The organism is Neorhizobium fuzhouense (assembly GCF_042611105.1).
Classification (GTDB): Bacteria; Pseudomonadota; Alphaproteobacteria; order Rhizobiales; family Rhizobiaceae; genus Neorhizobium; species Neorhizobium galegae_A.
The window spans coordinates 83277-103148 of sequence record NZ_JBHFFP010000009.1; the positions used below are offsets into that span (position 1 = coordinate 83277).

Sequence of the window (19872 nt, forward strand, 5' to 3'; positions counted from 1 at the left end):
CTTGCAACTCCGGGCGCGTTTCGCTTAAGCTGAAACTGTATGCACTTTTAGCCAAGGCTGACAACAGGGAGCCCCGCCATGCATGAGAATACCGAACGCGATCTGCAGGCGGTGAAGGATTATCTGGAGGCTTCGATGGCGCCGGATCCTGTGCGGGCGGCCAGCTTTGTCGCGCCGGAATTTCTCTGCCGCTTCACAGGCAATCGGGTGTTTCACACGCCCTCCGGCCCCACCGGCTTCAATGCGGCCCGCTATGCCTGGGTGAAGAAGCGCATCGAGCGCTATGACGTGGTGCCGGGCGAAACGGAAACCATCGTCTACAGCCTCGGCTTTCTCTATGGGGCCTGGCCGGATGGCACCGGTTTTGACCATAACCGCTATGTCGACCGGTTTGTCGTGCGCGACGGGCTGATCATCGAAACCGATGTGTGGAACGACAGCGCCGAGTGGATCCTGGATCCGAGTGTGGCCCGTCAGCCGGGCTCTGCCGCATAGGGTGCCAGGATATTCATGAGGTCGCGGCCGCGCGCATCGGATGGCTGAAGAAGCGCGCGAGAGGCCACGGCCTCCAGATGCGCTTCCATCATGTCTGCCGCCCTCTCCGCCGGCCCGCTGCGGATCGCCTCGATAAGATCGAGATGCTCGCTCACGGCACAGTCGGAGGAATGGGGCCGGCCGAAGGCCGAGAGTGCCAGGCCGGCGCGGTAACAGATTTCCGTCACATAGCGGATGAGGATCGGCTTTCCGGTCATCTCGGCAAGCGCGACGTGGAATTCGGTGGCAAGCCGGATGGCGGTGCCATCGGCGCCATGGCGCGCCTCATGCTCTGCCGCGATGATGGCCTGTAACTGCCTGACGTCGCGTTCGCTCAGCTTTCCCGCCAGATGCCGCACCACCTGCCGTTCCAGAACGATGCGCAGATCGAAGATGTCGCGCGCATCGGAAAAGGATGGGGCGGCAACGATGGCCATGCGGTTGCGCCGCAGGTCCACCAGTCCTTCGGCTGCAAGCTGGCCGAGCGCATGGCGGGCGATAGTGCGGCTGGCGCCAAACCGTTCGCCAAGCGCATCTTCCGGCAGCCGGTCTCCCGGCAACAGCGCACGCTCCAGGATCGCGCGGCGGATCGCCTTGCAGATGAGGGAGAGCCGATCTGCCTCGCCGCGGGCCGTCGTTTTCTTCGCTGCCATGCCGTGTCCTGCCTTCCCTGCCCTGCATACGGGCAATGGGCTTGAAATTCAACGCGGTCCGCCGCTTGCCAAGTGCCACATGGACTGGCAGGTTAGCTGCAAAGTGCATGCACTTTAGCGCGATCTGCCTGCCTGTCGAACGCCGTTCCTCGCGGGATGGCACGGCGATTGCGTTGTCCCACCCTATGTTATCAATGAGAACCAGACGAAATGACCCCAGAGCACCACAAAACCGCCGGCGGCATGGTTACCAGCCCGCATCCGCTGGCAAGTGCGGCGGGTGCGGCCGTGCTGGACGCCGGCGGCAATGCCATTGAAGCTGCCGTCGCCACAGCCGCCGTTCTGGCTGTGACCATGCCGCATTTCTGCGGGCTGGGTGGCGATGCCGTCTGGCTGGTGGCAGACCGCCAGGGGCGCAAAGCCTCGTTTCTCGGCATCGGGGCTGCGGCGCAAACCCTGCCCGCCTATGATCAGCCGATCCCGCTGAGGGGGCCGGGGTCTGCCATCACGTCGGCGGCTGCGGTCGATAGCTGGCAACATGCGCTGGACTACGGCGCGCGGCACTGGGGCGGACAGGCCGGTTTTTCGGCCTTGATCGCGCCGGCCATCCAGCTTGCCGAAGAGGGATATGCGCCGACGGCGTCACAAGGTTTTTGGCTTGATTTCCGCAACGAGGAGATTGCGCAGTGGCCGGGATTTTGCGCGATTTTCGACCACCGCGCCAGGAGCGGCCCGTTTCGACAGCCGCAATTGGCCGAAAGCCTGCGGCTTCTTGCCAGAGACGGTGCCCGCTCGTTCTATGAAGGCGAATTGGCCAGACGGATCGCGGATGGACTTCTCGCTGCCGGATCGCCGCTCACGCTGCAGGATCTGGCGCAAACCCGCACCCGCACGGCAGAACCCGCGACGCTCGACTATCGCGGCCTGACACTTCTGGCGCCACCGCCGCCCACTCAAGGTGTCTCGACCCTTGCCATTCTCGGCATCCTGTCCCGCTTTGATCTGAAAAATCTTCCGGCGGAAGGCAGCGCGCGCTACCATCTGATCGTGGAGGCCGTGAAACAGGCGTTTCTCGACCGTGGCCGGATTGCCGATGGCGACGTCGAGGCGATTGCCGCCTCCTGCCTTGACCCCGCCCGTCTGGATGCCAAGGCGGCAGCCATTCAGCCCGAAGCGGCGCTCCCCTGGCCGCATCCCTATCAGCACGGGGATACGGTGTTTTTCGGCGTGGTGGATGGCAAGGGTAACAGTGCAAGCGTCTTGCAAAGCACCTATTTCGACTGGGGAAGCGGCGTCGTGGTCGGCGATACCGGCATTCTCTGGCAAAACAGGGGCGCTGCCTTTTCCATCGATCCGGCGCATCCCAATGCCGTCGCGCCGGGAAAACGGCCGTTTTATACCTTAAACCCCGGCATGGCGCTGAAGTATGGGCGTCCGCACCTGATCTATGGCACGCAGGGCGCTGATGGTCAGCCGCAAACGCTGGCCGTGCTGCTGACGGGCCTGATCGACCACGGCATGAGCCCGCACCAGGCCCTGGCGCAGCCGCGCTTCCTGCTCGGCAAGACATTTTCCGACGGTCGCGACAGCCTGAAGCTCGAAGCCTCGCTTCCGCATACCGTCATTGACGACATGGCAGCCCGCGGCCATGTCGTTGCGCCTCTTGCTGCCCTTTCGCCCCTGTTTGGCCAGGCGGGCGTCATCCGTATAGAGGATAGCGGCGATGTCATCGGTGCCCACGATCCGCGCGGCGAAGGTTTGGCTGTTGCCGCCCAGAACAGGCCCGGCTGACGCCTGTTCGCATCGGCAATCGCCCGCTGACCGTACCGTTTCCGTGCCCGCCAAAAGCCGCTTACGACTGCCAGTCCGCCAGTCTTGCGGCAATCTGCGCCACCACGCCGTCAAGGCTCTGGTCAATATCGACGGTGATGGCATGTTCGTCGGCCGCCGGCGGTTCAAGCGCGGCAAACTGGCTGTCGAGCAGCGTCGTCGGCATGAAATGGTCGGTGCGCGCACCCATGCGGGCCGAAATCACCGCGCGCGATCCGGAAAGATGCACGAAGATCACCGGACCTTCGGCCTTGGCGCGGATATGGTCACGGTAGATGCGCTTCAGCGCCGAGCAACCGATGATCAGCCTGCCATCCGCCTTGGCCAGCGCCTCGCCCACCAGCGTCAACCAGGGCCAGCGGTCGTCATCGTTCAGCGCCTCGCCCCTGCTCATCTTTTCGATATTGGCTTTCGGGTGCAGGTCGTCACCATCGAAATAGCGGGCGCCGATCTTTCCTGCCAGCGCCTCGCCGACGGAGGACTTGCCGGACCCGGCGACCCCCATCAGCACGAGGCGCTGCGTCGCGTCAGAGAGACGCTGTGATTCCACCGTCGACATAAAGCACGTGTCCATTCACAAAAGAGGAAGCCTCGGAGCTCAGAAAGATGCAGGCGCCGACGAGTTCCTCGACCTTTCCCCAGCGGGCCGCCGGCGTGCGCTTTTCCAGCCAGGCCGAAAAGGCAGGATCGGCGACAAGCGCGGCATTGAGCGGAGTGTCGAAGTACCCGGGCGCAATCGCATTGCACTGAAGACCATGTTTCGCCCAGTCGGTGGCCATGCCCTTCGTCAGGTTGGCAACCGCACCCTTGGTTGCCGTATAGGGCGCGATGCCCGGGCGGGCAAGGGCGGTCTGGACGCTGGCAATGTTGATGATCTTGCCGCGGCCGCGCGCGATCATGTGGCGGGCGACCGCCTGGCCAACATTGAACACGCTCGATACATTGGTCCGCATCAGGCGCTCGAACGCATCGGCCGGAAAATCTTCGAGCGGCGTGCGGTGCTGCATGCCGGCATTGTTGACCACGATGTCGATGGCACCCTGCCCCGCTTCGAAACCATCCACCGCCGCCTTTACGGCTGCATGATCGGTGGCGTCAAAGGCAAGCGTCTGGACGCCACCCAGTTCAAGCGAGGCTGCCGCAAGCTTCCCGCCATCGCGTCCGTTGAGCACGACGGTTGCGCCGGCTGCCTGCAATCCCTTGGCGAGCGCAAAGCCGATGCCTTGCGACGAACCGGTCACCAAGGCGCGTTTTCCGGCCAGATTGAACAATTCAAGGCTCATGCTTTCCTCCCTCACCTCATGCTGTGGAGGCATTTATGGTATCGATAACAGGCAAGTCAAGCGACGGGACCTGCCTGCAATTCCTCGTCAAAATGGGGCAGGCTAGGCGATAATCCACCCGGCACCGAAGCAAGGGTGCGGCGTCAGGTGCGCACCGTGAACTGCACGCGATCGGCGGGAAAGCGCGTGATGGCGAACTGGATGGGAACGGCTTCGAGATCGGTATTGAGCGCCTTGGTGACGAGCACGATAGCGCCCGGCGTCAGGCCGAGATCGGCCACGTCGTCCGGTTCGGCATGCACGGCGGAAATCTCGGTCACATCGCGCAGGTAATCGGCGACATCGAAGGCGGCGAGCGCCCGGGTGATCGAGCCGGACTTCTGAAACACCGTATCGATGCCGGAAAACCGGTCGGCCGGAAACCAGCTTGTCGCGCGTGACAGCGCCCGCCCATCCGCCTTGCGCACGGTTTCGAGCCGGATCAGCCGGGTGCCGGGGGCAACCTTCAGCCATCGGGAGAGGTCCGCATTGGCCGCTTCCTCCCGCGCCGACAAGAGAACGCCCTGCAGGTCGCGCGCCTGCTCGCCGATGCCCTGCGTGAAGCGGGTGCGCCGGCTGATGGGAAAATCGAACTTGTCGCGCTGGGCAATCAGTGTGCCGCGCCCCTGCTCTGCCCGGACGATGCCTTCCTGGGAAAGCGCCGCAAGGGCCGCCCGCACCGTGTGACGGTTGACGGCAAATTCTTCCGCCAATGCGGTTTCAGCCGGGACGCGGCCGGTGACGTCATAGTCGCCCGCGGCGATATTCGCGCGAATGCGGTCGGCAATCTGGCGCCAGAGCGCCACGCCTTTCTGTCGCTGGATCATTTTGCTCCTTGTCATAAGCCCGTCATGCCTGCAGGGTATCTCTACACTAAATTGTATGGTTGTCTATATTATTAGACAATATGAGGCTGACGATGAACAAAGCTCTGAACAGTCCGCACGAGACCGGTCGCAAGCGCGGTCTCGACCTCCTTGCCCGGGCCACCCGTCCGGAACTCGAGGCCGCCTGGCAGGCGCTCGCCGATAGACCCGGCCATGAATTGCTGCGGGGGCCCGAAACCGGCCTCGTCATGGTGCGTGGTCGCATCGGGGGTGGCGGTGCGCCCTTCAATCTCGGCGAAACCACCGTCAGCCGCGCCACGGTGAGGGTGGCCGACGGCACCGTGGGCCATGGCTACCGTCTGGGCACGGACCGGCGCGCGGCAGAACTTGCCGCCCTTTTCGATGCGCTCGGCCAGAACGAACGGCACCGGGATTTTGTCGAAACCAGCCTGCTTGCCCCGATCGAACAACGGCAGGCGGCGGATGCCGCCCGGCGCGAAAACGAGACAGCGGCGACGAAGGTGGATTTCTTCACCATGGTGCGAGGAGAAGACTGATGGACAACAGGAATGAAGGTTTCACCGGTGGTTTTCCGGATGCCGTCTACAACAGCCAGACGGTGTTTCGCACCCTGATGGATTGCATGGCGCGGCCCGGTAGTCTTGGCCTTGTCACGCCCGAGCTTATGCCGCCCGCCCCGCTTGGTGTCGCAGCCGGCGCCCTGATGCTGACCCTTTGCGACCACGACACGCCGGTCTGGCTGTCGCCGAAGATCGCGCAATCGAACGTTCCCGGCTGGCTTGCCTTCCATTGCGGCGCGCCGCTGACGCGGGAAAAGAGCGAGGCGCGCTTCGCCTTTCTGGAGGCCGGTGCGCACCTTCCCGCCATCGCTCATTTCGCGCTCGGCGCCCAGGACTATCCGGATCGCTCCACCACGCTGGTAATCGAGATCGAGGCGCTGGACGGCGGGCGTCCGCTGAACCTGACCGGCCCCGGCATCCGTGACGTCACGCATCTGGCGCCACGGGGGCTCCCGGCGGAATTCCTTGCCCAGTGGACGGACAACCGGGCGCTGTTTCCCCGCGGTCTCGACGTGGTGTTGACCACAGGCCGGCAGATGATCGGCCTGCCGCGCACCTGCAAGATTACCGCACTGGAGGTGTAAGCCATGTATGTTGCCGTCAAAGGTGGCGAAACCGCCATTGCCAATGCCCACCGCCTGCTGGCCGACCGCCGTCGCGGAGACCGCTCGCTCCCCAGCCTCACCATCGGCCAGATCATCGAACAGTTGGGCCTTGCCGTGGATCGCGTGATGGCGGAAGCCTCGCTTTATGACCGGTCGCTGGCCGCCCTTGCGCTCAAACAGGCGCGCGGCGACATGATCGAGGCGATCTTTCTGCTGCGCGCCTACCGCACGACGCTGCCGCGCTTCGGCACCTCTTTGCCCATCGAAACGGGCCGGATGCAGGTGGAGCGGCGCGTGTCTGCCACCTACAAGGACCTGCCGGGCGGCCAGCTTCTCGGACCCACCTTCGATTATACGCACCGCCTGCTCGATCCAGCACTTCTGGATGACGAGACCGTTGAGGAGCCGGTGCAGCGTGAAAGCGACGGGACGCCCGTCATGCGCGTCTCCGACATCTTGGATGGCGAAGGCCTGATCGAGCCCGATGGCGAGATGCCTGAGGATCATCTGGCTGGCGACATCACTCGCGAGCCGATGGAGTTTCCGATGCCGCGCGATCTGCGCTTGCAGGCGCTTGCCCGCGGCGACGAAGGCTTCCTGCTCGCGCTCGCCTATTCCACCCAGCGCGGTTACGGGCGCACACACCCCTTCGTCGGCGAAATCCGCATGGGGCTTGCCGATGTGGAGTTCGAGGTGCCGGAGCTCGGCTTTGCCGTTTCGCTCGGAGAGATCCGTGTCACCGAGTGCCAGATGGTCAACCAGTTCAAGGGGTCTGCCAAGGCGCCGCCGCAGTTTACCCGCGGTTACGGCCTGGCCTTCGGCCAGAGTGAACGCAAGGCCATGTCGATGTCACTGGTCGACCGGGCACTGCGCACGGAAGAATTCGGCGAAGACGTGGTGGCACCGGCGCAGGACGAGGAATTCGTCATCTCCCATTGCGACAACGTGCAGGCGACCGGTTTCGTCGAGCACCTGAAGCTGCCGCATTACGTGGATTTCCAGGCCGAACTCGATTTGGTCCGGCGCATGCGCGCAAAACACGCCGCCGATCAGAACACGGATACAGACCAGCAGGAGGCTGCCGAATGAGCATGCCAGCAACCGAACTTGCCGCCTACAATTTTGCCTATCTGGATGAACAGACCAAGCGGATGATCCGCCGCGCCATCCTGAAAGCCATTGCCATTCCCGGCTACCAGGTGCCATTCGCCTCGCGCGAAATGCCAATGCCCTATGGCTGGGGCACCGGCGGTGTGCAGGTGACAGCCGCCATCCTCGGCCCGCAGGATGTGCTGAAGGTCATCGACCAGGGTGCCGACGACACCACCAATGCGGTCTCCATCCGCGCTTTCTTCCAGAAGGTCGCCAATGTCGCCGTCACCACCCACACGGGCGAGGCAACCGTCATCCAGACCCGCCACCGTATCCCCGAGGACATGCTGCGGGAGGGCCAGGTGCTCGTCTATCAGGTGCCGATCCCGGAACCGCTGCGCTTCCTCGAACCGCGCGAGACCGAAACGCGAAAGATGCATGCGCTGGAAGAATACGGCCTGATGCATGTGAAGCTCTACGAAGATATCGCCCGCCACGGCCGCATCGCCACCACCTATGCCTATCCGGTGAAAGTTGGCGGCCGTTACGTGATGGACCCCTCGCCGACGCCGAAATTCGACAATCCGAAAATGCACCGCTCCGAAGCCCTGCAGCTCTTCGGCGCCGGCCGCGAAAAGCGCATCTATGCGGTGCCGCCGTTTACCGATGTCGTCAGCCTCGATTTCGAGGACCATCCGTTCGAGGTGCAGAGCTTTGACAAGCCCTGCGCGCTCTGCGGCGCCCGCCATGTCTATCTGGACGAAGTGGTGCTGGATGACAGGGGTGGACGCATGTTCGTCTGCTCCGACACCGATTATTGCGAAACACGGCGCGCCGAAGGCCATGTCGGGGAGATGCTGGGCCAGAGCCAGGAGGCTGCGGAATGAGTACGAACCCGCTTTTGAAGGTCAGCGACCTCTCCAAATTCTACGGCAGCCGCATCGGCTGCAGCGCAGTGTCGTTTGATCTCTGGCCGGGTGAAGTGCTGGCGGTGGTCGGCGAATCCGGTTCCGGCAAGACGACGCTGCTCAACTGCCTGTCCACGCGGCTGATGCCCTCCACCGGCTGCGTGCAATATCATATGCGCGACGGCGAATACCGTGATCTCTACCGCATGAGCGAGGCGGAACGACGTTTCCTCATGCGCACCGACTGGGGTTTTGTTCACCAGAACCCCGCCGATGGACTGCGCATGACGGTGTCGGCTGGCGCCAATGTCGGCGAACGGCTGATGGCCGTGGGAGACCGGCATTATGGCCGCATTCGCCAGACGGCAACGGAATGGCTGGAGCGGGTGGAAATCTCTGAGGATCGTATCGATGACCAGCCGCGCGCCTTTTCCGGCGGCATGCGCCAGCGTCTGCAGATTGCCCGCAATCTCGTGACTTCGCCCCGCCTCGTCTTCATGGATGAGCCGACGGGCGGGCTGGATGTCTCGGTCCAGGCGCGCCTTCTCGATCTCGTGCGCGGCCTCGTCAACGATCTCGGCCTCTCGGCCATTGTCGTCACGCATGATCTGGCGGTCGCCCGTCTTCTCTCGCACCGGATGATGGTGATGAAGGACGGCCATGTCATCGAACATGGCCTCACCGACCGCGTCCTCGACGATCCGCGCGAGCCTTATACGCAGCTGCTCGTCTCCTCGATCCTGCAAGTGTGACGGAGAAACTCCATGCCCACGCCCCTTATCGTTTCTGAAGTCGCCAAGAGCTTTACCATGCACCTGCGTGGCGGACTGAAGCTGCCCGTGGTTGCCAACGTCTCCTTCTCGGTTGCAAGCGGCGAATGCGTCGTGCTCGGCGGCCCCTCCGGCATCGGCAAAAGCTCGATCCTCAAAATGCTCTACGGCAATTATGCCGTGGATTCAGGCCAGATCCTGATCACCCATGCGGATAAAACCATCGATATTGCCAGCGCTGATCCGCGCGTGGTGCTGGATGTCCGCCGGTCAGCACTCGGCTACGTCAGCCAGTTTCTGCGCACCGTGCCGCGCGTCTCGGCGCTTGATGTGGTGGCAGAGCCGCTTGTTGCGCGCGGCTTTGCAGCAGAAGACGCGCGCGAACGGGCCGCTGAGCTTCTCGCCCGGCTGAACCTTCCGCGCGATCTCTGGCAATTGCCGCCCGCTACTTTTTCCGGCGGCGAGCAGCAGCGCGTCAATATCGCGCGTGGCTTCATCACCGACCATGCCATCCTCCTCCTCGACGAGCCGACCGCCTCGCTGGATGCCGCCAACCGTAAGGTGGTGGTCGAGATGATCAGGGCCAAGAAGGCGGCGGGCGTCGCTCTCCTCGGCATCTTCCACGATGAGGAAGTGCGCGAGGCCGTTGCCGACCGCATCCTGGACGTCACCGCATTTTCACCGCGAAAGGCTGCCGCATGAGGACGAAGCTTGGACTTGAACCCTTCATCCATGAGGGCGCCACGATCAGCGACTGCACGCTTGGCCGCTATACGGAAGTCGGCGAACGCTGCCGTCTCGCCGAAGTGGAGATGGGCGATTATTCCTATATCGAGCGTGACGGCGCCGTCTGGTGCGCCACGATCGGCAAGTTCGTCAATATCGCAGCCGCCGTGCGCATCAACGCCACCAACCACCCGATGTGGCGGGCAACGCTGCACCACTTCACCTATCGGGCCGCCAGCTACTTCGAGGGTGCCGAGGACGAGCATGACTTCTTCAACTGGCGGCGCGAAAATCGCATCACCATCGGGCACGATGTCTGGATCGGTCATGGGGCGACCGTCCTGCCGGGCGTCGCCATCGGCAATGGCGCGGTGATCGGCGCAGGCGCCGTCGTTTCCAAGGACGTCGCACCCTATACGATTGTCGGCGGCGTACCGGCAAAGCTCATCCGCGAACGCTTTCCCGCAGACATTGCCGCCCGCATGGCAGCCCTTGCCTGGTGGGACTGGGACCATGACCGGCTTTTTGCAGCGCTTGCCGATTTCCGGGCGCTGACGGCTGAAGAATTTCTCCAGAAATACGCATGATTACCTTTTCTAATCAATAACTTGAAAGGCTTCACAGAACCTACACAAATCCGACATTCGCGCTTTACACTGCTGCGCTAGCGATGGTCCGAGAGCATGATGCGCAAGGGAAAGACGATGGACTTCAGACTGATCAACGTCACGCGGACGTTCGGCAAGAATACCGCCGTCGACGCTGTTTCCCTCGATATTCCCTCCGGCCAGATGGTCGGCGTCATCGGACGCTCCGGTGCCGGCAAATCGACGCTGCTGCGCATGATCAACCGGCTGGCCGATCCGACCTCCGGCAGCATCCTGTTCGGCGGCACCGATGTGTCGAAACTCAAGGGCAAGCCGCTGCGCGACTGGCAGCGCGATTGCGCCATGATCTTCCAGCAGTTCAATCTCGTGCCGCGCCTGGACGTTCTCACAAACGTGCTGCTTGGACGCCTCAACCATCGCTCCACGACGCTCAGCATCCTCAACATCTTTACCCGCGAGGAGCGGCTGATGGCGATTGCAGCGCTGGAGCGCCTCGGCATCGAGCAGACGGCCTTGCAGCCGGCCGGCACGCTGTCGGGTGGCCAGCAGCAGCGCGTCGCCATTGCCCGTGCGCTGATGCAGTCGCCGAAAATGGTGCTGGCGGACGAGCCGATCGCCTCGCTCGATCCGTTGAACGCCAAGATCGTCATGGATGCGCTGCGCGCCATCAACGAGAGCGAAGGCATTACCGTGATCACCAACCTCCACACGCTGGATACGGCGCGCAGCTATTGCGAGCGCATCATCGGCATGGCGCGCGGTCGCGTGGTGTTTGACGGCAAGCCCTCGGAGCTGACGGCAGCGGCCGTGCAGGAGATCTACGGCGCCGATAAGGACGGCGCCGGCATCGATGAAAGCATGACCTCGACCAGCATCAACATTCCAGCGGCCGCACACGGCGCCGCAGACACGCCATCCCCGGAGCACAGGTCGCTCGCACAAGCCGGCGCCTAGTTCCGACCCGATCGCCAGCCCGCGTCAAGGGCAAGACGTTCTTGAAAGCTATTCACGCATTCCGCTCTCACAGGAGATGAACTCATGTTGAAGAAGACCCTTCTTGCCGCCGTCGCACTTCTGTCGCTCGCCGGCGCCTCCCATGCCCAGGACGTCAAGGAATTCCGCATCGGCCTGATCGGCGGCGAAAACGAAGCCGACCGTCTGCGCAACAACCAGTGCCTGGTCGATCACCTGAAGCAGGAATTCGGCTTCGAGAAGGTTTCGCTGTTCCCGGCCGCCGATTATGACGGCGTCATCCAGGGCCTCCTGGGCGGCACGCTCGATTACGCAGAACTCGGCGCTTCCGGCTATGCCAAGGCCTATCTCTCCAATCCGAAGTCTATCGAGCCGATCCTGACGACCGTCCAGACCGACGGCTCGATGGGCTATTACTCGATCATGGTGGCCCGCAAGGATTCCGGCATGACCAAGGTCACCGACATCAAGGGCAAGAAGCTCGGTTTTGCCGATCCGGACTCCACCTCCGGCTACCTGATCCCGACGGTCACGCTGCCGGCAGCCCTCGGCGGCAAGCCGGTCAAGGAATATGTCGGTTCGACCGGTTTTGGCGGCGGCCATGAAAACCTCGTTCTCGAAGTCTTGAAGGGCACGTTCGATGCCGGCACGACCTTCGGTTCGGGCGTTGGCAACTTCAAGGACGGCTACACCTCGGGCAACCTGCGCAAGATGGCCGACAAGGGCATCGTCAACATGGACGACCTGGTCGAACTGTGGAAGTCGCCGCTCATCCCGAACGGCCCGGTCGTCGTTCGCTCCTCTCTCTCGGCAGACATGAAGAAGAAGCTGACCGCCTACATGATGGCGCTGCCGAAGACGGATCCCAAGTGCTTCTCGGCCATCGAAGGCGGCGATTTCAAGGGCTTCGCCGAAGTCAACGAGAGCTTCTACAAGCCGATCATCGACGCCCGCAAGGCAACCATCGGCGGCTGATCGGCTCGCGCCTCGACCCCTTTCAGTCGCCGGAGCCTTATCCTCCGGCGACTGATCCGCTGTGACAGTCCAGCACACCCCCCAGCCAATGGTAGTTCCCGCGATGCAGACCAGTCCGACCCTTGCTCCTCTGGGAGAACGCGGCGCCCAGATCGAGGCGCATTGGCAGGTTCTGGCGCGCGGGCGTCGCCGTTACACCATTCTCAGCCTCGTCGTCTTGTTTGTGGCGCTCACCGGTTCGCTGTGGTTTGCCAATGACAGCAATTCCGGCAAGTTCCTCGACCGGTTGCCGCACCTGTTTGATTTTGTCGAAATGCTCGTTCCGCGTGACGGCATGGAAATCTGGCGGGCGCTGTTTGATCTGCCCTCGCCCTATTTCGACGGCAGCCTGCAATATGATTACCCGGACGGGCGCTACTATATCACTCAGAGCCTCTACATTCCGGAATATTTCTACAAGATGGCCGAGACGCTGAACATTGCGCTCGCCTCCACCATCATCGGGTTCTTCTTCGGCTCCATCCTGTCCTTCCTTGCCGCGCGCAACATGATGAAGAACGTCTGGATCCGCGGCCCCGTGCGCCGGTTCATGGAAATCCTGCGCGCCTTTCCCGAGATCGTGCTCGCCGGCTTCTTTCTCGCCATCCTGTCGCTCGGGCCGATCCCGGCGATGATTGCCGTCTCCATCCACACCATCGGTGCCCTTGGAAAACTCTTCTTCGAGGTGATCGAAAACGCCGACATGCGACCCGACGAGGGGTTGAAGGCGGCCGGTGCCAGCTGGATCGAGCGCGTCTGGTTTGCCATGGTGCCGCAGGTCATGCCGAACTTCGTCAGCTATTTCCTGTTGCGGCTGGAGATCAACGTGCGCGCCTCCACCATTATCGGTGCGGTCGGCGGCGGCGGCATCGGCGAGCAGCTTCGCCTGTCGATCACCCGCGGCCATGAGGCCAAGACGCTTGCGATCGTGCTTCTGCTTTTGTTGACCATCATCGCCGTGGACCAGCTATCCGCCTGGCTGCGCCGCAAGCTGGTGGGCGATCAGGCCTTCCGTCCGGTCGTGTGAGGAGGAAATCATGCAGAGCCTGTCCGCCACCGATCTCGACGCCGTTGCCGCCCGCCATCCGCATCTGGTCACCGCCTCCGTCTGGAGCCGGTTCCGGATCCCGCTGATCTTGACCGGCGGCATTCTCTACCTTGCCTTCTGCTCCTGGCTGTTTTCCGTCCCCCAGGTGATGTCCTCGGCCAACTGGACCATTGCCGGCAACTATCTTGCCGACTGGGTCTCCTATGAGGAGCGCCCGACGATCGCGATCCGGGATGATGCCACGATGAAGGTGGAATTTTCCCGCTTCGATCCGATCGGCCCCAATCCGAACCCGGACTGGCTGCAGGCGAAGCGCGAGACGATCACCCGCACCGTCACCACGCCAGCACCGGCCACTGCTGCCGGCGCTGCGGCCTCCACCTTCTCCTTCATGGCCCCGGCCCCCTCCTCTGCGACAGCAACTGCCACGGCTGCCACCACCGAGACGGTGAGCGAGGAGGTGGTGACGCATGCCGTGGTGCAGATGAACCCGGAGGCTACCATCGAGGTTGCCCCGCCCGGCGTCACCGTCACCCGCTCCGGCGAAACGCTTGCCATTTCGCTTGCGAAGGATAGCGTGCAGGCATCCGGTCCGCTTCCCGCGTGGGCAACGCAGCGCGCGCCGGGCGAAAAGATCGTGGTCGCTTTCGGCTTTTCCGGCTGGGCGGAGGTGCGAAGCGATGCGGTCATCGTCCACAAGCGTTATCTCGGCTGGCCGGGTTTTCTGTTCGACATCGACTCGCCTTATTTCGGCAAGTCGCTTAGCGAGGTCTGGACGCTGATCCGCTCGGACACGCGGCTTGATCCGACCCGCAGCAATCTGGATCTCGCCATCGACAACATTCTCTACAATCCATCCTGGCAGCATCTCGATGTCTGGACAAAGCTGTTCCAGACCATCGTCATGGCCTTTGTCGGTACGCTGCTTGCCTCTGTCGTCGCCTTTCCGCTTTGCTTCATCGCTGCGCGCAACATCACGCTCAACCGTCCAGTCAATCAGCTGGTCAAGCGCTTCTTCGATTTCCAGCGCTCGGTCGACATGCTGATCTGGGCACTGTTCTTCACCCGCGCCTTCGGCCCCGGGCCGCTCGCCGGCATTTCGGCGATCTTCTTCACCGATACGGGAACGCTTGGAAAACTCTATTCGGAGGCGCTGGAAAACATCGACGACAAGCAGCGCGAGGGCATCAAGTCGGTCGGCGCGCCGCCGCTTGCCGTGCAGCGTTTCGGTGTCCTGCCGCAGGTCCTGCCGGTCTTTGCCAGCCAGGCGCTCTACTTCTGGGAAAGCAACACCCGCTCGGCCACCATTATCGGGGCGGTCGGTGCCGGCGGCATCGGTCTCAAGCTCTGGGAAGCGATGCGCACCAACACCAACTGGAAGAACGTCGCCTACATGGTGATCCTCATCCTCATCGTCGTCTTCATCTTCGACGCCATCTCGAACGCGCTGCGCTCACGCCTCATCGGCAAGCGCAACCACTGACTTTTTGACCGGCGCGGCCTGCGCCACCTGCATCTGGAAAACCGTCATGCCCGAAATCATTCTGTCCAACGCCCGAATCGTTCTCGAAGACCGCCTCATCGAAGGCAGCGTCCGCATCGTCGACGGCAAAATTGCCGATATCGCGGAAGGATCGAGCGCGCTTGGCGAGGATTTCGGGGGCGATTATCTGATTGCCGGCCTGGTGGAACTGCACACCGACCATCTGGAAGCCCATTATTCGCCGCGTCCGGGCGTGCGCTGGAACAAGATTTCCGCCATCCAGTCGCACGATGCGCAGGTGGTCACGTCAGGCATCACCACCGTGTTCGATTGCCTGCGCATGGGCTCGGACGAGGACGGAGGTTTCAAGGCCGGCGAAATGCGCGACATGGCCGATGCCATCCATCTGGCGCAACAGGAAGACCGGCTGCGTGCCGACCATCTTCTGCACCTGCGCTGCGAGGTATCCTCAGCCGACGTGCTGGAGCATATCGCCGATTTCGAGGAAGATCCGGCCGTCAGGCTTGTGTCGCTGATGGACCATGCGCCGGGCCAGCGCCAGTTCCAGACGATGGAGCACTATACGCTCTATTACAAAAGCAAACGCGGCCTTTCGGACGAGGAATTCCAGCGGTTCGTCGCGCGTCGGCAAGAATCCTCGGCGCGCTATTCCGGCCCGCACCGCGACCATCTGGCCGCCCTTTGCCATCGTCGCGGCATCACCGTCGCAAGCCATGACGATGCCACGCTCGACCACGTCGATGAGGCTGTGGCCTACGGCGTCAAGCTGGCAGAATTCCCCACGAGCCTCGATGCCGCCGATGCCTCGCACAAGGCCGGCATGAGCGTCTTGATGGGCGCGCCGAACGTGGTGCGCGGAAAATCGCATTCCGGCAATATTGCCGCGCGCGATCTGGCCGAACGCGGCGTGCTCGACGTGCTGTCTTCCGATTACGTGCCGTTCAGCCTGCTCCACGCGCCTTTCGTTCTGGCAGACGAGATCGAAAGCCTGTCTCTGCCGCAGGCGCTCGCCATGGTGACGGCAACGCCGGCGCGTACCGTCGGGCTCGAAGATCGCGGCCGCATTGCGCCCGGCCTTCGCGCCGATCTCGTGCGGGTTCGCCGCACGGACGGTGTGCCGGTCGTGCGTTCCGTCTGGCGCGAAGGCCAGCGCGTGGCCTGAGCGGCACAGGATTACTGCGAGGCGCGAAGGCGGCTTTCGACGAGAAGGCCGCTTTCATCCAGGATCGGATGGGCGACAGAGACGATATGCGCATTGATGCGCTTCAGGTCGCGCAGAAGATCGAGATGCAGCGAGCTGGTCTGCAGGCTTTCCAGCCGACCATCCTGCAGACGCTTCAGGTGGCGCTCGGCGGATTCCTTTTCCATGCGCCGCACCTCCACCTTCACCTCCATCATGTGACGGGCAAGGTCAAAATCGCGGGTCACGAAAATCGTCTGCGCCACGCGCAGGTTGTCGATGGTAAGCGTCATCAGCCGCATCAGTTCGTCATAGCCGTCGTCGGAGAACTTGAGGCCGAGCGAGATCTTCTTGACGACCTGCGGCAACAGGCCCTTTTCGATGATGTCGCCGATGTGTTCCAGGTTGATGGCATAGTCGATGATGTGGATCGAGCGGCGGCTGTTGTCTTCGCTGAGGCCGACGCGCGAGAGCATGGAGAGATAGACCTTCACCTCCTGCTGCAGCGTATCGACGCGGTGTTCCAGCTGCGCCACTTCGGTGAGCTGGGAGAGATCGTTCTGGGTGAAGGCATCCGATGTCTTCATCAGCATGCGCTCGATGAGATCGCCGACGCCCAGCACTTCGCGCGTGGCACTGGTCAGTGCAACGACGGGGCTGGACAGTTCCTCGCGGTCGAGGAATTTTGGCGCAAGATCGGGCCGCACCTCTTCCGGTATCAGACGCGCCATCCAGCCGGAAAGCACTGTCGAGAAGGGCCAGGCCACCAGGGCAAGCGCGAGGTTGAAGGCCAGATGCGCATCGACCGGCAGCATGGCGCCGGGTGTCGGCAGCATTTCCAGAAGCATGGCGCCGTAGCCGGCAAGCGGCAGCACCAGCAGGCAGCCGATGCCGCGCACGATGAGATTGCCAAGCGTGACGCGGCGCGCCGAGGATGCTGCAGAAAGCGACGCCATATAGGGCGGAATGGCGCCGCCAAAATTTGCCCCAAGCACGAGGACGAGGATCAGCGCTGTCGGAACCGCGCCGGTTGCCGCAACCGACAGGATCAGCACTACGGCGGCAAGGCTGGACGAGGACAGGAAGGCAATGGAAGCTGCAAGCGCAAAGGCGACCGGCCAGGCATTGTCCAGAAGGCCGATGAAGGCGAAGAGCGCCTGCGATTCCCGCAAAGGTTCGGTGGCAGCACTCATCAGATGCAGCGACAGAAGCATGATGCCGATGCCGATCAGCGCAGCGCCTAGCCCCTGCCGGTTGCTGGCCCGGCTGCGGTGAAAGCCGATGCCGACGAGGATGAGGAGCGGCGACAGCCAGCCGATGCCAAAGCCGACGATCCATGCGGTGATGGCGGTGCCGACATTGGCGCCGAGAAGGACGATCTGGGCCATGCGCGGCCGGATGAGGTCTCGTTCCACGAAGGAAGCGGTCATCAACGCGGTTGCCGTCGAGCTTTGCAGCGCAATCGTGGCGAAGAGGCCGGAGACGAAGGATCGCAATCCATTGCGGGTGCCCGTGGAAAGGCCCGTGCGCAACTGCGCGCCAAAGGCCCGCGACACGCCGTCCTTGACCTGCGACAGACCGAAGAGCAGCAGGGCCACGGCTCCGAACAGGTTGATCATGACGGCGGTTGAGCTCATCCCTCCGGCCTTTCTCGTTTCTCCGCTGCCCTCCTCCCGGCACAGGAGTATGCAGGCAAAGGTCTCTGCAAACGGTTTACAGGCAGATTGCCACGAACTGCCACATTCCGATTTCGCCAACCCGTCATAGGCGGGTGACTGGGCGACATGATGGTCGCCCGGTCAGCGATCAATGGCCGGCAAGACGCGCGCCGCCTGCATCAAACAGATGGATGTCTTGGCTATGCGCCGCAACCGTCATCTGCGCGCCGCTCTCGATCTGCGAACGGCCGGAGACGCGAAATGCGATGTCCTGTCCGGATGACAGCTTGCCATAGACATAGCTTTCGGCGCCCACCAGTTCCACGGCGCCGACGGTCACGGCCGCGCGCAAGGCATAGTCTGCGACTTGTCCATCGCTGACCACCTTCAGGTCCTCCGGGCGAATGCCGATGGTTGCCGCCTCCGCAACACCGGAGAGGTCGAAACCGCCGCGGGCACGGTCCAGAAGGTTCATCGAGGGCGAACCGATAAAGGTGGCGACGAAGGTTGTCGCGGGCTTCTCGTAAAGCTCGATCGGTGTGCCGACCTGCTCGATATGCCCACCGTTCAGCACCACCAGCCGGTCGGCAAGCGTCATCGCTTCCATCTGGTCGTGGGTCACGTAGACGCTGGTGGTGGCGAGCGCCCGCTGCAGGCGTTTGATTTCAACGCGCATCTGCACGCGAAGTTTCGCATCAAGGTTCGACAGCGGCTCGTCGAACAGGAAGGCCGAGGGTTCGCGCACAATGGCGCGGCCCATGGCGACGCGCTGGCGCTGGCCGCCGGAGAGCTGGCGCGGCTTGCGCTCCAGATACTGTTCGATCTCCAGCGTGGCTGCTGCCTTTTTGATGCGCGCCTCGATGACGTCGGCCGGCGTGTTGCGGTTCTTCAGGCCATAGGCGAGGTTCTGGTAGACCGTCATATGCGGATAGAGCGCATAGTTCTGGAACACCATGGCGATATCGCGCTCGGACGGCTCCAGCGTGTTGACGACGCGGTCTCCGATAGAAATTTCGCCGGATGTGATGCTTTCCAGCCCGGCAATCATGCGCAAAAGCGTGGACTTGCCGCAGCCGGAGGGGCCAACAAGCACCAGCAGTTCGCCATCGGCGATATCGAGCGAGACGCCCTTGATGGTTTCCACCGTGCCGGCATAGGTCTTGCGGACATTGTTGAGGGTGATCTTGGCCATTACTTTTCAGTCTCCACAAGGCCTTTCACGAACCAGCGCTGCATCAGGACCACCACCAGAATGGGCGGGATGATGGCGACGATCGCCGTGACCATGACATAATTCCAGGGGGTAGAAGCGTCGGCGAAATCCACCATCTTGCGAAGGCCGATGATGATCGTTGCCATCTGCGCATCGTTGGTGACCAGCAGCGGCCACAGATACTGCGTCCAGCCGTAGATGAAGAGGATGACGAAGAGCGCTGCGATATTGGTGCGCGACAGGGGCAGCAGGATATCCTTCATGAAGCGGAAGGGTCCGGCATTATCGATGCGGGCGGCCTCCACCAGTTCGCCGGGGATCGTCAGGAAGAACTGGCGAAACAGGAACGTGGCGGTGGCGGAGGCCATCAGCGGCAGCGTGAGCCCTGTATAGGTATCGATGAGACCAAGATCGACGATCACCTTGTAGGTGGGCAGGATACGCACTTCCACCGGCAGCATCAGCGTCACGAAAATCATCCAGAAGAAGCCCATGCGGAACGGGAACTGGAAGAAGACGATGGCATAGGCCGAGATGAAGGAGATGAGGATCTTGCCGATGGCAATCGCCATGGCCACCACGAAGGTGTTCCACAGCATGCGTTCGAGGCTGACGCCGGACACGCGCTCGACGCCGCCATTGATCGCCGTCGAATAGTTTTCAACGAGATGGCTGCCGGGCAGAAGCGAGATCGGCGGGCGCAGGATTTCCCCCGACGACAGCGTGGAGGCCACGAAGGTGTAATAGATCGGGAAGGCCACGATGATGATGCCGATGATCAGCATGAAATGACCGAGGAGGCCGGCGATGGGACGTCTTTCAATCAT

General features: G+C 62.8%; 21 protein-coding genes. 14 read left to right on the forward strand and 7 right to left on the reverse strand.

The features are described from left to right. Window positions 1-78: 78 nt before the first annotated feature. Window positions 79-495, forward strand: coding sequence for a nuclear transport factor 2-like protein (locus ACEXP3_RS16515; protein ID WP_377298259.1), 417 nt, complete (start codon window positions 79-81; stop codon window positions 493-495). Here ACEXP3_RS16515 and ACEXP3_RS16520 read toward each other — a convergent pair. Next, window positions 474-1187, reverse strand: a complete 714-nt coding sequence (locus ACEXP3_RS16520; RefSeq protein WP_377298260.1) for a GntR family transcriptional regulator — start codon at window positions 1185-1187, stop codon at window positions 474-476. The genes ACEXP3_RS16515 and ACEXP3_RS16520 overlap by 22 nt on opposite strands. A gap of 243 nt (window positions 1188-1430) precedes the next feature. Here ACEXP3_RS16520 and ACEXP3_RS16525 point away from each other — a divergent pair, with 243 nt between their 5' ends. Then, window positions 1431-2978, forward strand: coding sequence for a gamma-glutamyltransferase family protein (locus ACEXP3_RS16525; protein ID WP_377298374.1), 1548 nt, complete (start codon window positions 1431-1433; stop codon window positions 2976-2978). A 61-nt stretch (window positions 2979-3039) separates the two neighbouring features. Here the strand turns inward: ACEXP3_RS16525 and ACEXP3_RS16530 are convergent, their stop codons facing one another. From ACEXP3_RS16530 to phnF, 3 genes are all read right to left on the reverse strand, one after another. Next, window positions 3040-3576 carry a gluconokinase gene (locus ACEXP3_RS16530; RefSeq protein ID WP_377298261.1) on the reverse strand — a complete coding sequence of 179 codons (537 nt, stop codon included), beginning with the start codon at window positions 3574-3576 and terminating at the stop codon, window positions 3040-3042. Further along, a complete protein-coding gene (locus tag ACEXP3_RS16535; protein WP_377298262.1) occupies window positions 3545-4300 on the reverse strand; it encodes an SDR family oxidoreductase in 756 nt (251 codons plus the stop codon). The genes ACEXP3_RS16530 and ACEXP3_RS16535 overlap by 32 nt, the downstream gene beginning before the upstream one ends. Before the next feature lie 143 nt (window positions 4301-4443). Next, a complete protein-coding gene (phnF, locus tag ACEXP3_RS16540) occupies window positions 4444-5166 on the reverse strand; it encodes a phosphonate metabolism transcriptional regulator PhnF (protein WP_377298263.1) in 723 nt (240 codons plus the stop codon). 92 nt (window positions 5167-5258) lie between these two features. Between phnF and phnG the strand changes: the two genes are divergently transcribed. From phnG to ACEXP3_RS16600, 12 genes are all read left to right on the forward strand, one after another. Beyond that, window positions 5259-5723, forward strand: coding sequence for a phosphonate C-P lyase system protein PhnG (gene phnG, locus ACEXP3_RS16545; protein ID WP_210106421.1), 465 nt, complete (start codon window positions 5259-5261; stop codon window positions 5721-5723). Beyond that, window positions 5723-6331 carry a phosphonate C-P lyase system protein PhnH gene (gene phnH / locus ACEXP3_RS16550; RefSeq protein ID WP_377298264.1) on the forward strand — a complete coding sequence of 203 codons (609 nt, stop codon included), beginning with the start codon at window positions 5723-5725 and terminating at the stop codon, window positions 6329-6331. Before phnG ends, phnH begins: the two co-directional genes overlap by 1 nt. Window positions 6332-6334: 3 nt before the next feature. Further along, a complete protein-coding gene (locus tag ACEXP3_RS16555; RefSeq protein WP_377298265.1) occupies window positions 6335-7441 on the forward strand; it encodes a carbon-phosphorus lyase complex subunit in 1107 nt (368 codons plus the stop codon). 2 nt (window positions 7442-7443) lie between these two features. Next, window positions 7444-8331 carry an alpha-D-ribose 1-methylphosphonate 5-phosphate C-P-lyase PhnJ gene (locus ACEXP3_RS16560; protein WP_377298375.1) on the forward strand — a complete coding sequence of 296 codons (888 nt, stop codon included), beginning with the start codon at window positions 7444-7446 and terminating at the stop codon, window positions 8329-8331. Next, a complete protein-coding gene (gene phnK, locus ACEXP3_RS16565) occupies window positions 8328-9104 on the forward strand; it encodes a phosphonate C-P lyase system protein PhnK (protein WP_377298266.1) in 777 nt (258 codons plus the stop codon). Before ACEXP3_RS16560 ends, phnK begins: the two co-directional genes overlap by 4 nt. Before the next feature lie 12 nt (window positions 9105-9116). Beyond that, the gene (gene phnL / locus ACEXP3_RS16570) at window positions 9117-9824 is read left to right on the forward strand and encodes a phosphonate C-P lyase system protein PhnL (RefSeq protein WP_377298267.1); all 708 of its coding nucleotides are present in this window, start codon (window positions 9117-9119) and stop codon (window positions 9822-9824) included. Next, window positions 9821-10435, forward strand: coding sequence for a transferase hexapeptide repeat family protein (locus tag ACEXP3_RS16575; RefSeq protein ID WP_377298268.1), 615 nt, complete (start codon window positions 9821-9823; stop codon window positions 10433-10435). Before phnL ends, ACEXP3_RS16575 begins: the two co-directional genes overlap by 4 nt. A 117-nt stretch (window positions 10436-10552) precedes the next feature. Then, complete coding sequence (gene phnC, locus ACEXP3_RS16580) at window positions 10553-11410, forward strand: phosphonate ABC transporter ATP-binding protein (protein WP_377298269.1); 858 nt, start codon at window positions 10553-10555, stop codon at window positions 11408-11410. A gap of 84 nt (window positions 11411-11494) precedes the next feature. Next, window positions 11495-12403 (forward strand): phosphonate ABC transporter substrate-binding protein, encoded by a 909-nt coding sequence (phnD, locus tag ACEXP3_RS16585; protein ID WP_377298270.1) that lies wholly within the window; start codon window positions 11495-11497, stop codon window positions 12401-12403. A gap of 103 nt (window positions 12404-12506) precedes the next feature. Beyond that, window positions 12507-13469 (forward strand): phosphonate ABC transporter, permease protein PhnE, encoded by a 963-nt coding sequence (gene phnE / locus ACEXP3_RS16590; RefSeq protein WP_377298271.1) that lies wholly within the window; start codon window positions 12507-12509, stop codon window positions 13467-13469. A 10-nt stretch (window positions 13470-13479) separates the two neighbouring features. Further along, window positions 13480-14973, forward strand: a complete 1494-nt coding sequence (gene phnE, locus ACEXP3_RS16595) for a phosphonate ABC transporter, permease protein PhnE (protein ID WP_377298272.1) — start codon at window positions 13480-13482, stop codon at window positions 14971-14973. A gap of 46 nt (window positions 14974-15019) precedes the next feature. After that, a complete protein-coding gene (locus tag ACEXP3_RS16600) occupies window positions 15020-16156 on the forward strand; it encodes an alpha-D-ribose 1-methylphosphonate 5-triphosphate diphosphatase (RefSeq protein WP_377298273.1) in 1137 nt (378 codons plus the stop codon). A gap of 11 nt (window positions 16157-16167) precedes the next feature. Here the strand turns inward: ACEXP3_RS16600 and ACEXP3_RS16605 are convergent, their stop codons facing one another. From ACEXP3_RS16605 to ugpE, 3 genes are all read right to left on the reverse strand, one after another. Beyond that, window positions 16168-17811 (reverse strand): Na/Pi cotransporter family protein, encoded by a 1644-nt coding sequence (locus ACEXP3_RS16605; RefSeq protein ID WP_377298274.1) that lies wholly within the window; start codon window positions 17809-17811, stop codon window positions 16168-16170. A gap of 169 nt (window positions 17812-17980) precedes the next feature. Further along, window positions 17981-19024 carry a sn-glycerol-3-phosphate import ATP-binding protein UgpC gene (locus tag ACEXP3_RS16610; protein ID WP_377298275.1) on the reverse strand — a complete coding sequence of 348 codons (1044 nt, stop codon included), beginning with the start codon at window positions 19022-19024 and terminating at the stop codon, window positions 17981-17983. Further along, on the reverse strand, window positions 19024-19872 hold the full coding sequence (gene ugpE, locus ACEXP3_RS16615; RefSeq protein WP_377298276.1) for a sn-glycerol-3-phosphate ABC transporter permease UgpE: 849 nt from the start codon (window positions 19870-19872) through the stop codon (window positions 19024-19026). Before ugpE ends, ACEXP3_RS16610 begins: the two co-directional genes overlap by 1 nt.

Bases quoted from the DNA above. Each gene is read 5' to 3' on its own strand.
- phnF (WP_377298263.1), bottom strand. From the start codon at position 5,166: ATGATCCAGCGACAGAAAGGCGTGGCGCTCTGGCGCCAGATTGCCGAC.
- phnC (WP_377298269.1), top strand. From the start codon at position 10,553: ATGGACTTCAGACTGATCAACGTCACGCGGACGTTCGGCAAGAATACC.
- ACEXP3_RS16535 (WP_377298262.1), bottom strand. From the start codon at position 4,300: ATGAGCCTTGAATTGTTCAATCTGGCCGGAAAACGCGCCTTGGTGACC.
- phnE (WP_377298271.1), top strand. From the start codon at position 12,507: ATGCAGACCAGTCCGACCCTTGCTCCTCTGGGAGAACGCGGCGCCCAG.
- ugpE (WP_377298276.1), bottom strand. From the start codon at position 19,872: ATGATTGAAAGACGTCCCATCGCCGGCCTCCTCGGTCATTTCATGCTG.
- ACEXP3_RS16605 (WP_377298274.1), bottom strand. From the start codon at position 17,811: ATGAGCTCAACCGCCGTCATGATCAACCTGTTCGGAGCCGTGGCCCTG.
- phnK (WP_377298266.1), top strand. From the start codon at position 8,328: ATGAGTACGAACCCGCTTTTGAAGGTCAGCGACCTCTCCAAATTCTAC.
- ACEXP3_RS16525 (WP_377298374.1), top strand. From the start codon at position 1,431: ATGGTTACCAGCCCGCATCCGCTGGCAAGTGCGGCGGGTGCGGCCGTG.
- phnE (WP_377298272.1), top strand. From the start codon at position 13,480: ATGCAGAGCCTGTCCGCCACCGATCTCGACGCCGTTGCCGCCCGCCAT.
- ACEXP3_RS16530 (WP_377298261.1), bottom strand. From the start codon at position 3,576: ATGTCGACGGTGGAATCACAGCGTCTCTCTGACGCGACGCAGCGCCTC.
- ACEXP3_RS16600 (WP_377298273.1), top strand. From the start codon at position 15,020: ATGCCCGAAATCATTCTGTCCAACGCCCGAATCGTTCTCGAAGACCGC.
- ACEXP3_RS16520 (WP_377298260.1), bottom strand. From the start codon at position 1,187: ATGGCAGCGAAGAAAACGACGGCCCGCGGCGAGGCAGATCGGCTCTCC.
- ACEXP3_RS16515 (WP_377298259.1), top strand. From the start codon at position 79: ATGCATGAGAATACCGAACGCGATCTGCAGGCGGTGAAGGATTATCTG.
- ACEXP3_RS16610 (WP_377298275.1), bottom strand. From the start codon at position 19,024: ATGGCCAAGATCACCCTCAACAATGTCCGCAAGACCTATGCCGGCACG.
- phnG (WP_210106421.1), top strand. From the start codon at position 5,259: ATGAACAAAGCTCTGAACAGTCCGCACGAGACCGGTCGCAAGCGCGGT.
- ACEXP3_RS16560 (WP_377298375.1), top strand. From the start codon at position 7,444: ATGCCAGCAACCGAACTTGCCGCCTACAATTTTGCCTATCTGGATGAA.
- phnH (WP_377298264.1), top strand. From the start codon at position 5,723: ATGGACAACAGGAATGAAGGTTTCACCGGTGGTTTTCCGGATGCCGTC.
- ACEXP3_RS16575 (WP_377298268.1), top strand. From the start codon at position 9,821: ATGAGGACGAAGCTTGGACTTGAACCCTTCATCCATGAGGGCGCCACG.
- phnD (WP_377298270.1), top strand. From the start codon at position 11,495: ATGTTGAAGAAGACCCTTCTTGCCGCCGTCGCACTTCTGTCGCTCGCC.
- phnL (WP_377298267.1), top strand. From the start codon at position 9,117: ATGCCCACGCCCCTTATCGTTTCTGAAGTCGCCAAGAGCTTTACCATG.
- ACEXP3_RS16555 (WP_377298265.1), top strand. From the start codon at position 6,335: ATGTATGTTGCCGTCAAAGGTGGCGAAACCGCCATTGCCAATGCCCAC.